Genomic DNA, 15588 nt, shown 5'->3' with positions numbered 1-15588 from the left:
CGGGCTAGGTGCAGCTTTTGCTGCGCTCGCGATAGGGGCACATATGTTCGAGCAAGTATTCAAGAGCATCGACGACTTCCTCTGGAAAGAGGTCGGCTGCGCCACCGAGCTGGACTATGCCGAGCAGACGTCCTGGATACTCTTCCTCAAGTATCTCGATGACCTCGAAAAGATCAACGCGGACAAAGCAGAACTCAACGGCAGGAAGTATCAGTCGATCATCGACAAGCCGCACCGCTGGTCAACCTGGGCCGCACCGAAGAAGAAGGACGGCTCCTTCGATCACGACAGGGCACTGACCGGCGACGATCTCATCGGCTACGTCAATGATAAGCTCTTTCCTTACTTGAAGGGTTTTAAGACCCGCGCGGAAGGTCCGAACACGATCGAGTACAAGATCGGAGAGATGTTCGGGGAGATCAGGAGCAAGTTTCAGAGCGGCTACCTGCTGCGCGACGTCCTCGAGCTGGTTGACGGTCTCAGTTTCCGGTCGCAGGCCCAGAAGCACGAGCTTTCCGAGCTCTATGAGGCCAGGCTCCGCAATATGGGCAACGCCGGTCGGAACGGCGGGGAGTACTATACGCCGCGGCCGCTGATCCGCGCCATGATCCAGGTGGTGAAGCCCAAGATCGGTGAGCGCATCTACGACGGCGCTTGCGGATCGGCCGGTTTTCTCTGCGAGGCGTTCGAATACCTGACGCGTAACCGGGAGAAGCTGACAACCAAGGACCTCCACACTCTTCAGACGAAGACTTTCTTTGGCAAGGAGAAGAAGCCGCTCGCCTATGTGCTCGGCGTCATGAACATGATCCTGCACGGTATCGAGGCCCCGAACATCGTGCGCACTAACACGCTGGATGAGAACATCAGCGACATCCAGGACAAGGACCGCTTCGACCTGGTGCTGGCCAACCCCCCATTCGGCGGGAAGGAGCGTGCGGAGGTCCAGCATAATTTTCCGATACGCACCGGCGAGACCGCTTTCCTGTTTCTACAGCACTTCATCAAGTCTATGAGGGCAGGCGGCCGAGCAGCGATCGTCATAAAGAACACCTTCCTGTCGAATACCGACAACGCTTCTGTGGCGCTACGCAAGGAGCTCTTGGAGAGCTGCAACCTGCACACGGTGTTAGACATGCCTCCAGGCACCTTCCAGGGGGCAGGCGTCAAGACCGTAGTGCTGTTTTTCGAGAAGGGCTCACCGACGCGGAGGATCTGGTACTATAAACTTGATCCCGGTCGCAATCTTGGCAAGACGACCCCACTCCGTGATGACGATCTTAAGGATTTCGTCGCGCAGCAGGCGAATTCCGAGGCCGGCGAAAGTTCGTGGTTCGTCGACGTCAAGAGCGTCAATAAGTTGACTTACGACTTGTCGGTAAAGAACCCGAATAAGCCGGACGAAGCAGCTCTGCGCGATCCGAAAGATATCATCGCCGAAATAGCCGCACTGGATGCAGAAAGCGCAGAAATCCTGGCAGACATTGGAGCTTTGTTGTGACGGGCTGGGAAGAAAAGAAGCTGGGTGATGTGTTGGCCCTTCAATATGGCAAGCCGCTGCCTGCAACGGAGCGGAATATTGATGGGAAATATGCCGTCTATGGTGCCAACGGTATTAAGGATCGATCTAACCTATTTTTCGTAGATGAGCCTTCGATCATTGTGGGTAGGAAAACCACTGAGCTTGGTAATGAAGTGCGATTTATTGACTACCGCGGAAAGACTCCGCCAAAACGAAAGGCGGGAATTCGATTGATCACGGCGAAAAATGTAAAGATGAATCGTATTAGACGTGAGCCGGAGGAGTTTATTGATCCGAGTGTCTATCGCAGCTGGATGACGAGAGGGTTTCCAAGAAAAGGCGACGTGCTTTTCACAACTGAGGCGCCTCTCGGAAACGTTGCACAGCTGGATACTGATGAAGATGTGGTTATCGGCCAACGGTTGATTACGATGCAGCCCAACGATAATGTGCTCGATCGAACCTTTCTGAAATATGCACTGATGTCTCGACCGATCCAGCAAGAAATTATTAGGCGGGGCACCGGAGCCACTGTTGTAGGCATTAAGGCGAGTTTGCTGAAGCAAGTTCCTATCTCATTTCCGACTGAGGTCAAACAGCAGCGAGCATTGGCTCAAGCGATCGAGGCTAACGCAAATTCGGTTCAACGGCTTGCAGATATTTATCGGCGAAAGCTAGTCGAGCTGGCCTCCCTAAAACAATCCGTCCTGCAAAGGATGTTTTCCGGAAAACTGAGTACGCCCTCCGCGGCCATCAGAGAGGCGGCTGAATGAATGAGGCCGAGACCCGCGCCGAACTCATCGATCCGGCGCTCCGGCAAGCTGGCTGGGGCGTCGTAGAAGATAGCCGGATGCGGCTGGAAGTGATTTGCCCGGGTCGTATCGAGGGCATCGGACGCCGCGGAAGGTCCGAGATTGCCGATTATGTCCTGACATTCCGTAATCATAAGCTAGCGGTGATTGAGGCCAAGGCCCGCGACAAAACCGATACGGAAGGCATTGGCCAGGCAAAGGCCTATGCCAAAAGGCTGCAGGCTCGATTCGCCTATTCTACCAACGGCCGGCGCATCTACCAAATCGACATTGAGACCGGTGAGGAGAGGTACGTCGAACGTTACCCGACGCCGGAAGAGTTGTGGGCCAAAGTATTTGCTGTTCCGAACGAATGGCGCGACCGCTTCGCCAGCGTGCCGTTCGAGGAACGAAGTGGCACATGGCAGGCGCGTTACTACCAGCATAACGCAATCGAGAACGCGCTTGAGGCCATCGCGGCTGGCAAGCAGCGCATCCTACTGACGCTCGCCACAGGTACTGGCAAGACCGCGATCGCTTTCCAGATCGCTTGGGCTCTATTCCAGAGCCGCTGGAATCTGTCGCGCAAGCCTTCGCGGCGGCCGCGCATCCTTTTCCTTGCTGATCGCAATATCCTTGCTGATCAAGCCTACAACGCTTTCTCTGCGTTTCCTGAGGACGCACTGGCCCGCATCAAGCCTGAAGAAATTCGTAAGGCCGGTCGGGTGCCGAAGAACGCGAGTATCTTCTTCACCATCTTTCAGACCTTCATGAGCGGGACGGATCTGGATGGCGAGCCCGCTCCCTATTTCGGTGATTATCCCCCCGACTTCTTTGACTTCATAATAATAGACGAGTGTCATCGCGGCGGCGCTAACGACGAAAGCAACTGGCGCGGCATTCTCGACTACTTCGCGCCTGCAGTGCAGCTCGGCCTGACGGCCACTCCGAAGCGCCGTGACAATGTCGATACTTACAAGTACTTCGGAGAGCCGGTCTACACGTACTCGCTGAAAGACGGCATCAACGATGGATTCTTGACTCCATTCAAGGTGAAGCAGATCGCCACCACCCTCGACGACTACGTCTATACGTCGGATGATACGGTAGTCGAAGGAGAGATTGAGGAGGGGCGGCGTTATAAAGAACCGCAGTTCAACCGCACCATCGAGATCGAGGAGCGGGAGCGCTACCGGGTCAAGCTGTTCTTGGATCAGATCGATCAACGCGATAAGACGCTGGTATTTTGTGCCAATCAGGCGCACGCGGCGCTCGTTCGCGATCTGATCAACCAGATGAAGACGAGCGTCGATCCGAACTTTTGCGTGCGGGTAACAGCCGAGGATGGTGCCCGGGGCGAACAGTGGCTGAGGACGTTCCAGGACAACGAGAAGACCATCCCGACCATCCTGACGACTTCCCAGAAGCTCTCGACTGGGGTTGATGCTCGGAACGTTCGTAACATCGTGCTGATGCGACCAATAGGAACGATGATCGAGTTCAAGCAGATCGTCGGGCGTGGCACGAGGCTGTTTGAAGGCAAGGATTATTTCACGATCTATGATTTTGTGAAGGCCTACGAGCACTTCAACGATCCCGAATGGGACGGCGAACCTAAGGAGCAGGTAGAAGCGGAAAGGCGACGGAAAGATGAGGATGCAGCTGGAGACCGGGCCAGCGCTGATGAGCTCGAAAGAGACACGCCCAAGAAGATCAGGATCAAACTAGCCGACGGGAAAGAACGCACTATTCAGAGCATGACGGCGACGAGCTACTGGAGTCCCGACGGCAGGCCGATATCTGCAAATCAGTTCATCGAGAAGCTATTCGGCGAGCTGCCTCACTACTTCAAGGATGAGGAGGAGCTGCGCCGGCTCTGGAGCAAGCCCGACACGCGGAGGGCGCTTCTGGATGGGCTGGCCGAGAAAGGGTTCGGTAGCGAGCAACTCGCCGAGATTGGCCGGATGCTAGACGCGGAGAAGAGCGACATCTTCGATGTGCTCGCGTACGTGGCCTTTGCGCTACCGCCGATCCAGCGCTCAGAACGCGTAGAGTCGTGCCGTCCTAAAATCTTAGCGAAGTACGACGCGAAAATTCAAGCCTTCCTAGACTTCGTACTGGCGCAATATGTGACCCTCGGAGTGGAGGAGCTGGACCAAGAGAAGCTCGGAAGCCTTCTGGAGCTGAAGTATCACACCATTGACGACGCGGCGGACAAGCTCGGAGGTCCCCAAGCCATCCGCGAGGCGTTCATTGGATTTCAGCCATATCTATACCTGCCCGACGCGGCCCATCAACAGGCAACGGGCCGTTCTTCGTCGAATTGAGCTTCCAATTTTTAGCCTCTACTCCGCGGCCACAGCCGGCTTGGTTCCTACTGTCGCGCTGCTTCTGGGCTCGTGGACGGAGTGGAAGTTGCCCCCGCTGTCCTCCCGCATCTCGCATCGCTCCAGCAGCGCTCGCTTGGTTGCCGCGACCCCCTCCAGGACATCTGCCATCGCCTTCCTCAGCTGCTGCTGGGCGCTGCCTCGGCATCTCCACCGCTCGAATGCGCTACTACCATCTTGCTGCCGCTCTCGACAATGAGAAGGTGTTCTTGACGTGCGCGCGACTGTAGTCCTTAATTCTCAAGAATCGCTCCTCTCTTGTCCTCTCGCGCGTTTAGGGCACGAATGATGTCTGCCCCTAGTGCCTGAGTGTTCTTGATGTCGCCCTTCGAGTTGAGGACCTCCACGCCCAGCTCAGACGCTATGGGTCTAAGCACGTCCTTGACGACGACGGGCTGAACGATGCCGTCTCGCAGGACGCGGATGGCCCCGCTCTCGTACCTGACTATATCTAGGCCAGAATGGCTGGCTCGGGCCATAACTCGCAGCTCCTCGACGGGGCGCTGCTCGCGCTGCGAGGCTCGCGGGATCGCGTAGACGAAGTTCGCGCCGGTGTGATGCATCTTTCCCTTGGCGGCCTCGGCTGGCTCATCGAGTATCTCCTCGACAGATATTCCCTTCTCCTCGTCCACGTTGACCCGCAGGACCATCACTCGATCGACCAGCTCGAAGGTCGTAGTATTGAACGTCACATGGGTCGAACTGGTAATGGTCTTGACGGAGATGCGCTCGTTCAGAGCGGAGACCACGTCGTAGCCGCGCTGATTGGTCTCCAGCGCCATCTGGCCGCGGGTGATCATGGCGGCGTAGAGCTCGCCTATTCTTCCGGTGAGGTGATTGAGCTCGCCCGGAGAAACGCCCAGCTCAATTCCTTCAAACCACGATAGCGCCTCGGCGAGCGACTGGATGATCTGGACCTGGGTTAGCGTCGGCTTGGCCTCGTCCATGAGTCTCTTGTCCTCTCACTTAGGCTCCGTGATGTGACCTGCCCCTCAGGTGACTGTACTAGAGCGGGATTCAGACTCGTTGCGATACTAGAGCAGGATTCAGACTCGTTGCGATCCCCGGGCCAGGGCTACTGAGTTTTCTTCTTGGTCAAGAGCGCGCTCAAAGGTCTCCCGCTTGTGCCTGTCCTGCTCGATCGCAAGCAGCTTTCTGTGCTTTGTTTGCTCGATCCACGAATTCGTCGCATGCCATTCTCGGGGAGCCAGATGTGCCACGCCTCACGAGGCCAACCGACGTTGCGCGATACCCACAATGCAATCGGCGCGGGACCGCCACTTGCATTGTCGCGGAACTAATCATGGCGCAGCGAAAGTGAGATTTGGAATGACGAAACAACTTCCGCTTCCTCTTCATTTGAGGGTAGCGACATGGGCGGCAATGTCCGCTGCCTCGTTCCGCGTCAGCTGCATATTGGGCATCCTCGGATGCGGATCGAGCAGGAAGAAGGCGAGCTTGCCGACGTTGAACCCGGGCCTCTTTGCCACCGTAACGAAAGGGGTTGCCTCGGTCGTCGGGCCCTGCTGCCCACGCTCCACAAGGTGACAAGCGCTACACCACTGCTTGGCCAGAAGCGCTCCGTTGCGCGCGTCGGCAGCCGCTGCCGAATGACAGCTGAAGCAAAGTAGTGCGAATACCCAAAAGGTAAGTTGTTTGATCATTGTCACCGCTGGTGATTAGGAGGGGAAGTCGGCCTCTTTGATCTCGATGTGGTCAGCGTGATCCGACCATTCGGAAAGACGATGGTTCTCGCAGAATAGCCTTTTCGCAATCTCAGCTGCTTGGGCCCGAGCAGTCGCGTCGACTTCTAGAACAGACTGACAAACCTGGCTCTCCCGGCGATTCTCACCAAGTACCTGCTTGAAAAACCGGACAACGAAACGCGACATCAACAAGACCTGCTTTGCTCGGCCGCACCCCGACCATAACCCGAAGCCCTGGAAAGAGGTCCGTTGGCTTCCACAGCGCGGGGTTGCGATATGTCAATCCGGAGAAGGGGCTTCGGCTTATGCATTACAAATGCCGAACCCAACCTATGAATGCCCGGTAACTGGAAGAGCGTGTCCCCGCCCGATTGCGCCAGACCCAAACGCCGATCCAAGCTTGTTCGAGCTTCTGAAATGCCCGGCGTGTGGCCTCTCGCATCTTGTGAACAGATCAACGGGCCTGAGGAGAGCCAGCCGACCTCCCCGTCGAGCAGCCAACAGGCCGCATGAGGTCAGGCATAAAGCGGCGGACCGGGTTTTGATGCCGTAGCTGTTCTGTCGGTGCTCGCTCTGAAGTTGATGTTTGTCAACTTGCCCGCTTCCTGTGAGAGTACCACTTGGCCTCGTCACAGGTGTGTCGTGTGACGAGAATCGGGGAGGAACTTGCCCGTGTTCAAGCGCGTCCCGTTTACTCCTGGAGATCTACGCAACCATCATTTGGGCACCGATGACACCCTCATGGGTCAGCCCGTGACCACAAATGTTTCGATCGGCGATGCTGGTGGCAGCATGTTCGATTTTGCCAAGGGCGGCAACGACACCATCTTGGGAGGATCGTTTAACGCCGTCAACTTTGGTTACGGCGACGCGGCCGGTAATATGTTCGACCACAGTAAAGGTGGAAACGACGTCTTGACGGGCGGCGGCAATCCACCTGGAGGTGGTTCCACGTCCAACACCTTCTACGGTGATGCGGGCGACAACATGTTCGACCACAGTAAAGGGGGCAACGATACCTTCATGGGTGGCTTGTTTTCCGGCAGTAAGTTCTACGGCGATGCCGGGGGCGGCCTTTTTGATTTTGCGCAAGGCGGCTCCGACACGTTCACCCCAATCGAAGTATTCGCAAGCACCATCGCTTACGGCGACGCCGGCACCGACATGTCGGGCCACAGTAAAGGGGGCAACGATAGCTTTACGGGCGGCTCCATTTCCAGCAACACCTTCTATGGCGACGCTGGCGGCAGCATGAGCGGCCACAGTCAAGGCGGGGACGATACTTTCACAGGGGATATTAGCTTCTTCGGTGGATTGGAAAACTCCGTCAACTCCTTCTACGGTGACGCGGGTGGCAACATGTCCGGGCACAGTAAAGGTGGCGATGACACCTTTGACGTCTTGGCGCTTAGCGGAGTGTTCAATACGTTCTACGGCGACGCGGGCGGAAGCATGTCTGGCCACGCTCACGGCGGCAATGATAGCTTCAAGGCAAGCGGCTCCTTCACAACCAACGCCTTCGCTACGGGCATTGATGTCGTGAACACTTTCTATGGTGACGCGGGCGGCGATATGTCCGGTTCTAGCCGCGGGGGCCATGACGTGGCCGTGTTGTCGGAAATTACCGGCCAGCCCGGTACGCAGGCGGTCAATGAAGCCAGCGGCGACGCTCTTACCATCTCCGGCCATGCTGCGGGCGGGAACGACGCCCTAACCGGCGGCGACGCTTCCGGCGATGGAAGCATCGGTAACATCCTCCGGGGCGATGCGCGCGGCATGTCCGGTTCCGCTCGGGGCGGCAACGACATTCTGATTGGTGGCGACAATAACAGTGGCAGTGGCCAGCTTAACAACTTTCTATACGGGGACGCGCAATCCCTCTCCAATTCCAGCAGGGGCGGCAGCGACATCCTGATCGCCGGGACCGCAGCACCGGGCTGCGCTGTCAAGAACGTTCTATGGGGTGACGGGTTATTGTTAGGTGGCGCTAAGGGCGGCAACGATCTGTTTGTATTCAAGGACGATGGTCCGATGACGGTTGGAACCAATAACACCATCGAAGACTTTAGCCAGCGCCAGCATGACCAAATTAAGTTCGTCGATGTGGCGGGCGTAGAGTCATTCCACAATCTCGTGATCGTCCAAAGCGGAACTGATACCGTCATTACCGCAGGAACGGACCAAGTCACTCTGCACAACTTCACGAGCGTGTTGACAGCCCACGACTTCCTATTCGCCTGAAAAGCCACATTACGTCAGAAGAACCGAGAGGTTCACTACAACCATGCTTGCTGCTCAACTTGCGATGTCCATGTCTGTCCTGCGACCTCGGAAGCCATCTGCCCTTGGCCGATGCTGGGGGTAAACCGAACGTTAGGCGGGCAGTCGATTAATAAGCGCCTGTCCTAGTTCCTTGCTCGGAACAAGGATCGCACGCCTAGACGCAATACTCCTGAAACAATCCGCTGCTTTCATGCCTGCATCCGGGCAGGTGTTTGTATCCTTAGCTGTTTGCATCCCGGGGCTGGTACGTTATTTTTGTCCGAAGCGCTCAGACTTCTGACAGGGCCGCCGCGAAGGCGACCCTTTCTTTTTAACCGCTAGTGCCGACGCCTGCCGAGCCCGCCCGCTAGGTCGTTAGCCGTCGTCGCCGGAACGATTCATCTCCGAAGGACTCGTACCGCGCCAACTCGGCCAACGGCATCTTCGGCATCCGTTCTTCAAGGGCCTGCGGGAGGATCTGCGATGGTGCTTATATCCGATGCCGAGCACATCGAGCAGAGCTACGGCCTCGCCATGATGGCGCTGGACAACTACCTAACGCATGAGCGCGACGCTGTGGCCACAGTCGATGCACTGATGCGCATCCTCGATCGCGACAGCCTTCGCGACTCCATCACGGAGGTGCTGGTCGACTCCCGCGTGCATCCAGGCCAAAGGCGGACGAGACGGCGCGGCGAAATTAAGCCGCTGGCCCGCCAACGTGAACGGCGGGCTGAAAACAAGGCGGGCCCGGTGTGCCTAGGAGCCCGGGCCCATAGCCTCAGCAATTCGTGCGGCGAACCACTCGGCTACATGCTGATATTGCCGGCACGGCGAACGATCGCATTGAGCTACGTCAAGACCGAGACCACCCCGTAAATTTCCCTCGTCCAAAAGGATAATCGCGATCGCTGGCCACAGGCGCTGCTTTGAGGCAGATCCTGCGGCCTGTGCCGCGACGTTCCGCACGATAGCCACGACACGCAATGGTTAGCACGGCGGCCCACCAGCGTGAACCGGCGTGGCTGCACCTTCGGAGAACAGCGTTGGGAACGAATGAGGGTTTAAGGCTTTATCGACCCCATGAACGCCAGACTGCTTTCATGGCTCCTCTTGATCGTAGTCGTTTTGGGCGGCGGCGCGTTGTTATGGCAAAACGGTCGGTATGCGACCGAGCCGCATTCGGTGTCCTCGCAACCGCAAGCCACGCCCACTCCGCCGGCCTCCGACGCGACAAAGGAGGCACTAACGGGCCTCCAGCAGAGTCTTGGAGACATTCAGTCAGCTCAGCAAAAGCTCGAGGAGCAAATCAGCCAGCTCCAGCGGCAGCTGTCAGGGGAACAGGGCGAAAGAAAGTTGCTTTCGGAGCAAGTGGGCGCGCTCAGTGCCCGTTTGGATAATCTGGTTTCCACAAACGCCGAAAAGCCGGTGCCTCCACCAGTAGGCGCGAAGAAGAAGCGAGGCTCGCCCTGACGCAAGGCGCCCGCCAGCGTGAACCGGCGGGCCCTTTTTGATTCTAGCGTGCTGGTGCGCTTTTTCTCGTTGCAGGCGGCTTCGCTTTGCTCGGAGTGTCGTAATGCGCTGAGTTACGTCCACCACCGGGCTTGCCATCCATTTTCCCGGCGGATGCGGGAGACGTTGTAAATCCTGCCGCCACTACGGCGGCTCCAAATGCGACAATGACAAATAGAGCTATACCTCTGCAAAGCGGCATGTTCTGCTCCTAATTCGGTTTACACAAAATGCTACGTCAGTCGCGTAGCTCAACGAGCCTATTCCTGAGCTGCCTTTCGAGCGAGTCTTTCCTTGAGCAGAGGCCCGTCAGCGTGAACTGGCGGGCCATCCACACCCCCGACAGGCAGTAGCCGGCGCTCGTTCCGATCTACTAGGAATCGATAATTTGCTACGCACTTTCGATACCGCTTTGATCGCGGCATGCCCCGCGCCGCCCAACGCCATACCCATACGCACGCCGACGGCCGGCCGCTTAAGATCACCTTCGGCGAAATGCGGAGCATGGGCGTTCGTGGTGTGCTGGTCTATTGCCACTGCGGCCGCCACGTTGCTCTGGACGCCGCCCGCTGGGGCGATGACTTGCGCCTGTCTGATGTCGAGCCACAGTTCGTATGTCAGGGGTGCGGTAGCCGTGGCGCCGACGTGCGACCCGACTTCGAGCGAGGCAATCCGCGGCTTGCGATCATAGGCTGAAAGAGGCCGCTAGCCGAGGCGCGTGACTGCTGCTTGTTCCGCTTCCTAATACAAGACCTATGCTAACGGCCATGAAAGTTTCATTTTCGGAACTTGCGAAAATGATTCGCCTTGCCGAGTTTTCCCGATTAGGATTCTGCTCACCGGGGCTGGCTTCATATTCCACCTAGAACTTTTCACCCGGATTTTTGACACGGCGCGGGCCGCAGCGAAATGAACCTCCGCTGCGGCCTTCGTGTGTGTGCTCACTAGCCCGCTGGCGTTCGACTGGCGGGCTCCTTCGTCAGAAGTGGTAGGCGGGGAAGCAACGCGCCGGGGCCGTCTCTAACCCGATGATAGCGGCCCCAGCGATTGCGAGTTCGTCGGAGGTCCGAGCGCCGCGGCACTCGTCCAGCAACCCGCTAAGCGCAGCGGTCTTCATTTGCTCGTTCCTTCACTGTTGGGGATCCGTGGGTCAGGCATGCGAGGACCATTCGGCATATCGTGTATCCAGCCAAGCTCAACGAGGTCGGCTATATAGCCGCTGTTGGCAGACAAGCGGACATCATACGTAGAGCAGGACGCCTAACTGAAAGCGTGTGGACTGGTGGGACGTTGGACTGACCCCTTTAGTATGTTGTAGGAGAGTAATTGGCTGACCTCTGCCGTATTTTGCTCCTCTCCAGCAGAAGTCGCTCCATAGCTCCGAGTCCACCTCGTAGATCATCTAGCGCTTTGATCAACTTCTGCTTCGCTTCTGACTCTTGCGGCGTCAGGTCCTCACGTCGATGCAGCCGCTCGACTTCCCTCGTGGCCGCCGAGCTTGCACTCTCGAAAGGCCTGAACCCAGCCAACTGCTTGATCGCCTCGCGGCCGGCCTCAGCGCGGCGCCGCACGATCTCGTCAGAGCTGAAAGCTTTGCTTTGTTCGATCTCCAGACAGTCGTCGTCAAAGGCTCGCGCGAGTTCATGAAACCGCAGTACGCACTCATGCAGCTGCCTCCAGACAACGCTCGTGGAAGCATCAGGCCAGCGCAGGTGTGTTGGTACGATACGTATGGCTATCTCGTTCTGGCTCAAGCGCCTCATTGCGGTCTCCTTGTCTGTTGTAACAATTCTATCGTGGCGATTAGTTCACCTTCCTCCACCTGATTCGCTCGCGCTCAATCGGGCGCATGGTCTTTGGATCGAGCTCGCACCCCGGCGTGCTGCCCACCACCGGATAGGTAAAAATCCGGAGCCGCGGACGAAGCACGAGGTTGGAGGCGAGGACGCCAGCGACAGCGTTAGCTAAGTCGTCGTGAGCCCCGGGAGGATGGTCGATGGACTCCTTACCGCTCCTGGCGGTGCGCCGCTCTAGGGCGATCAGCTGTGTGGTGAGTTTCGGGTTGTCGAGCAATTCAACCCGGCAGCTATTCAGGAGAGGTAGCAAGTCGAGATACAGATCGCTTTTCGACTTGTTCGAGACATCGTAGCCGATGCCTTGCTTGCGAAACTGCTCTCGTGGAAACTCGCCTGCGTACCTGTCACCTGTAATCCGTGAGATCCGGTAGGACCTGCAGGTAGAGGCGAACTCAGCAATTGCGGCTTCCGGTGAGAACGGTGGCCTGATCTCGCGAAGGCAGTCCAGGATCAGGCTATCGTCCTCTCGATGAGCTACGGCGAGCGTGAAGCTGTCAGACGATCCGCCACTCGGGTCAGTGAAGGCGAGGTAGCGTAAGCCTGATCTGGGCTGGCGTTCCAACGTGCCCCTACTAATGCACGCCTGCACGGCTTCGAGGTTGATGAAGGACTCGACGTCGGATCTGAACTCCGCGCCGAACTCGGCGCTTGCAGAGGCTGGATCGCGCTCATACGCCTGATCAATCAAGCTCTGCGGGATCGTCGGGTTCATCACCCTGGTCGGTGCTTGCCAAACCAATACTGGATCAGCATCGCGGCCGAAGTGTCTGCGGTGAGCGTCCCACAGCGCTCCGCGTCGGGCATAGGGACTGGAGGCGCAGAGGAGCAGCGAGTTTGGGAATTGCGCCATGCCGGGCCGCAGAGCATTGATGATCTCGAAGTCCGGCTCTGCCGCGTCGTCGGTCGGCCAGAAGGCGATCTCATCGCAGAGCGCAGCAATGATGCTGTAGCCCCGGGTGCTCCGGAACGAGGCGACGTGAACCTCGATGGTGATCTGTTTGTCGAGGTCGAACGCCTCCGCCGTCTCGCGCTCGATCATCTGGGCGAGGAGTGGAACGTGCAGCAGTGCTCTGATGTACCGGAGGATGATGCGAGCCTGCATTCGGTCGCGGGCAATGACCATGATCGTGCCGCGCTCGCCAGGCGCCAGGAATTGTCGGTAGTCGCGAAAGCAGGCAACAAATACGGCGAGCATCGCCAAAACAAACGATTTGCCACCCCTTCTTCCGACCGCCAGCCAGGCCTCGGTTGCCGCTGTGGTGGGCAGCGCGTCGCGTCCGGTGCAGGCTCGATAGATTGAGGCCTGCTCATCGGTCATCTCGAGCGCGAACAGCGCAGCAAGAAAGGCGAACCACGCGGCCCACAGTTTGCGGTTCTTAATCCAAGGCGCGAAGAGGTGCGGGTCGCGGGCTGCGTCGAGGATGGAGATCACGTCGTGTCCTCCTCGTCATCGGCCGACTTGCCCTTGAGATAGCTCTCTAACGAAGGCAGGACCTCCCGCGCCCTGCGGTTGATTCCGATGCGCGACGCCACGCGGACCAACGTCGATGTGAGTTGTGCGTGTTCGGCTACGTCGATCGAGCCGCCGCTCGCGAGGCTCGCCTCCATCTGCTCGGCCATGACGCAGCAGGCGGCGAAGCGCCGGATTAGCTGAAGCCTCGCCTCGGCGAGGCGGTCGATGCCGCCCTGGTCGGCGGCGATCTGGGCGGCGATGTCCTTGAACCGCCGAGCGACCTTCGACCTCCCATCGATGTCAGGCAGGATCGTGCCACCGTTGGTGATGGCAGACTTGCCAAAGGCCGATCGGAGGCGCTGATCGAGGGAGAGGTTCGGCTTGGAGGCCATCGGAAGAGCTTTCCTGGGGGATCATGCTAGGTAGTATTTCCCTTTTTTATGAGACCTGCCAGGGCGCTCTCAGGGAGAAAAATCCCTGTAGATTCAGTCCTCTAACCCGGTCTGTAGGGGGCATTTCCGCTTACTTGACGCCTGTACCGAAATAAAATTAAGTAATATCAACAGGTTGTCTGAAATGCCCACTAATTGGGGATTAGTGGGTAAGGCAATTTTGGCCGTTTCTAGAAGGGTTTATGAAGCGTAGAAGGCGGTAGTTGGCCTTCTAAATTTACTACCTAAGGTGTTAGGACCTATTTCTACCACATGGGACTAGACGACCGCGGGCGTGCCTTCGAGGACTGAGCCTTCGACGACTGGGCCCGTCCGGGGGAGTTTGAGCTGCCATACGTCCTCCTAGGCCCCAGTAAGCCCCTTTCCAGAGCTGGCCCTAAGCGGTCCACGGGATCAGCCGAGGCAGCTCCGAGCGCAGCGTTTCGCGTTTCAACCTAAGGAAAGGACCTGAAACGAAACGTCCGAAAACGAGGCCCTAGTGGGACCTCGTTTCGGCGATATGTTTCATCTGAAACGCCTAAAGATCAGCACCTTAGTCACGTTTTTATCTTGCCTCGTTTCACCCGAAACGCTGGGGAACTCGCGCCTAGGAGGCGGCCGACCGTTTCAAGACGGGGTGTGGCCCCCCAACCTGCGGAAGTTCCACCGAGGATCTCCGAAGGACTACTATAATACCTCATTGTTACTGGCGGCCCGCCCGGCTTTCGTTAGCTTCCAGTGCCCTCCTTCTTTCTTGACCAGTCCGCGCGCTTCCAGCTGCTTCATGGTCCGGTCGACGAGCGTCTTGTTCGGTTCGCCGTTCTTATAGAACCAGCCGATCGCGCGGGCGAATTCGGCTAGGGTGAGACCGTCCCTCGTCAGCATGGTTCGAAGCAACTCGCTTTCCCTTCGCCTCCCGATGTCTTCAGTCTTCGCCGACTCCTCAGCGGTCAGCGGCCGCGCCGTGACTGTCCATATCGGTCTGCCCTTGCTGTCCTTGATTTTGTTGCTGGTCCCAGCGTCCAGGGCAAATGCGATTGGGTGGAAGTCGGGTCCGCGAAACTTACCGTGCCAGTGCATCTCGACGACCTTTGGGACCTCGGATCGCGGACGGATCACCAAATTGCCGTCGACCTCGTTGACAAATGCGCCGCCGCCCCGCGGCAGCAGGTTCTCGGGGTTGGCGTTCTTCACGGGATGGCAAAGGACGATGACTGCCGGTCTGCCCTCGATCTCCGTCAGGACGCTTCGCAGCATTCGCCCGTAGTTGCCGAACTGCGTGTTTGAGTTTTCATCATCGCCCTCGAAGTATGCGGCGGCAGAGTCGATGATGATCAAGGCAAACGGCCCGTGCTTCTTGGTCTCCGCGTGAATTGTCTTCCGCAGCTTGTCGATCGAGAACGTTCCGGCCACCCAGAACGCCTGATCCGTCGCCGGGTCGATCTTCATCTCCTCGCACAGCTTTATCCAACGCATCCGAACGTCGTCGGGATTTTCGCCTGACAGAAACAGAACCTTGCCCTTCTCGATTTCTCGATCAGTAAGCTTTAGGCCCTGCACAACGTGAGCTGCTATTCGAAGCGCGACCGTTGTCTGCGTATTCCAGGGATGGTGATCAGGTGTTCCAGGCGATGGTGATCACGGATTCCACTGATCGTGATCAGGTTC

General features: G+C 57.9%; 10 protein-coding genes and 1 pseudogene. 6 read left to right on the top strand and 5 right to left on the bottom strand.

The window, feature by feature from the left end:
* The first annotated feature begins 43 nt into the window (after positions 1-43).
* From AC1RQP_RS37755 to hsdR, 3 genes are read left to right on the top strand one after another with little or no spacing between them, the layout of a single operon-like run.
* Positions 44-1501, top strand: coding sequence for a class I SAM-dependent DNA methyltransferase (locus AC1RQP_RS37755; protein WP_492942602.1), 1458 nt, complete (start codon positions 44-46; stop codon positions 1499-1501).
* Positions 1498-2295, top strand: coding sequence for a restriction endonuclease subunit S (locus AC1RQP_RS37750; protein ID WP_492942600.1), 798 nt, complete (start codon positions 1498-1500; stop codon positions 2293-2295). Before AC1RQP_RS37755 ends, AC1RQP_RS37750 begins: the two co-directional genes overlap by 4 nt.
* The gene (gene hsdR / locus AC1RQP_RS37745; protein WP_492942598.1) at positions 2292-4640 is read left to right on the top strand and encodes an EcoAI/FtnUII family type I restriction enzme subunit R; all 2349 of its coding nucleotides are present in this window, start codon (positions 2292-2294) and stop codon (positions 4638-4640) included. Before AC1RQP_RS37750 ends, hsdR begins: the two co-directional genes overlap by 4 nt.
* A gap of 293 nt (positions 4641-4933) precedes the next feature.
* On the opposite strand, the gene AC1RQP_RS37740 is transcribed toward hsdR, so the two are convergent.
* Both AC1RQP_RS37740 and AC1RQP_RS37735 read right to left on the bottom strand, forming a co-directional pair.
* Positions 4934-5647: a DUF6998 domain-containing protein gene (locus AC1RQP_RS37740; protein WP_492942597.1), complete on the bottom strand. Its 714-nt coding sequence runs from the start codon at positions 5645-5647 to the stop codon at positions 4934-4936.
* A gap of 408 nt (positions 5648-6055) precedes the next feature.
* On the bottom strand, positions 6056-6364 hold the full coding sequence (locus AC1RQP_RS37735) for a c-type cytochrome (RefSeq protein WP_492942595.1): 309 nt from the start codon (positions 6362-6364) through the stop codon (positions 6056-6058).
* A 714-nt stretch (positions 6365-7078) separates the two neighbouring features.
* Between AC1RQP_RS37735 and AC1RQP_RS37730 the strand changes: the two genes are divergently transcribed.
* From AC1RQP_RS37730 to AC1RQP_RS37720, 3 genes are all read left to right on the top strand, one after another.
* Positions 7079-8647, top strand: coding sequence for a hypothetical protein (locus AC1RQP_RS37730; protein ID WP_492942593.1), 1569 nt, complete (start codon positions 7079-7081; stop codon positions 8645-8647).
* 504 nt (positions 8648-9151) lie between these two features.
* Positions 9152-9547 carry a hypothetical protein gene (locus AC1RQP_RS37725; RefSeq protein ID WP_492942591.1) on the top strand — a complete coding sequence of 132 codons (396 nt, stop codon included), beginning with the start codon at positions 9152-9154 and terminating at the stop codon, positions 9545-9547.
* Positions 9548-9751: 204 nt separating this feature from the next.
* Positions 9752-10141 carry a hypothetical protein gene (locus tag AC1RQP_RS37720; protein ID WP_492942589.1) on the top strand — a complete coding sequence of 130 codons (390 nt, stop codon included), beginning with the start codon at positions 9752-9754 and terminating at the stop codon, positions 10139-10141.
* Between the two features lie 1842 nt (positions 10142-11983).
* Here the strand turns inward: AC1RQP_RS37720 and AC1RQP_RS37715 are convergent.
* The 3 genes and pseudogenes from AC1RQP_RS37715 to AC1RQP_RS37705 all read right to left on the bottom strand — a co-directional run.
* Positions 11984-13468 carry a hypothetical protein gene (locus AC1RQP_RS37715; RefSeq protein ID WP_492942587.1) on the bottom strand — a complete coding sequence of 495 codons (1485 nt, stop codon included), beginning with the start codon at positions 13466-13468 and terminating at the stop codon, positions 11984-11986.
* Positions 13465-13881, bottom strand: a complete 417-nt coding sequence (locus AC1RQP_RS37710) for a hypothetical protein (RefSeq protein ID WP_492942585.1) — start codon at positions 13879-13881, stop codon at positions 13465-13467. Before AC1RQP_RS37710 ends, AC1RQP_RS37715 begins: the two co-directional genes overlap by 4 nt.
* Before the next feature lie 726 nt (positions 13882-14607).
* Positions 14608-15501: pseudogene (locus AC1RQP_RS37705) on the bottom strand (AAA family ATPase); the annotation flags it as partial.
* Positions 15502-15588: the final 87 nt, after the last annotated feature.

Source organism: Bradyrhizobium sp. GW821-FHT13H06, assembly GCF_058803975.1.
Note: the sequence above shows the minus strand (reverse complement) of the source record. Positions and strands in the feature narration are given on the sequence as shown.

Coding starts and splice junctions, on each gene's coding strand:
- AC1RQP_RS37755 (WP_492942602.1), top strand. CDS start 44: ATGTTCGAGCAAGTATTCAAGAGCATCGACGACTTCCTCTGGAAAGAG.
- hsdR (WP_492942598.1), top strand. CDS start 2,292: ATGAATGAGGCCGAGACCCGCGCCGAACTCATCGATCCGGCGCTCCGG.
- AC1RQP_RS37740 (WP_492942597.1), bottom strand. CDS start 5,647: ATGGACGAGGCCAAGCCGACGCTAACCCAGGTCCAGATCATCCAGTCG.
- AC1RQP_RS37735 (WP_492942595.1), bottom strand. CDS start 6,364: ATGATCAAACAACTTACCTTTTGGGTATTCGCACTACTTTGCTTCAGC.
- AC1RQP_RS37725 (WP_492942591.1), top strand. CDS start 9,152: ATGGTGCTTATATCCGATGCCGAGCACATCGAGCAGAGCTACGGCCTC.
- AC1RQP_RS37720 (WP_492942589.1), top strand. CDS start 9,752: ATGAACGCCAGACTGCTTTCATGGCTCCTCTTGATCGTAGTCGTTTTG.
- AC1RQP_RS37710 (WP_492942585.1), bottom strand. CDS start 13,881: ATGGCCTCCAAGCCGAACCTCTCCCTCGATCAGCGCCTCCGATCGGCC.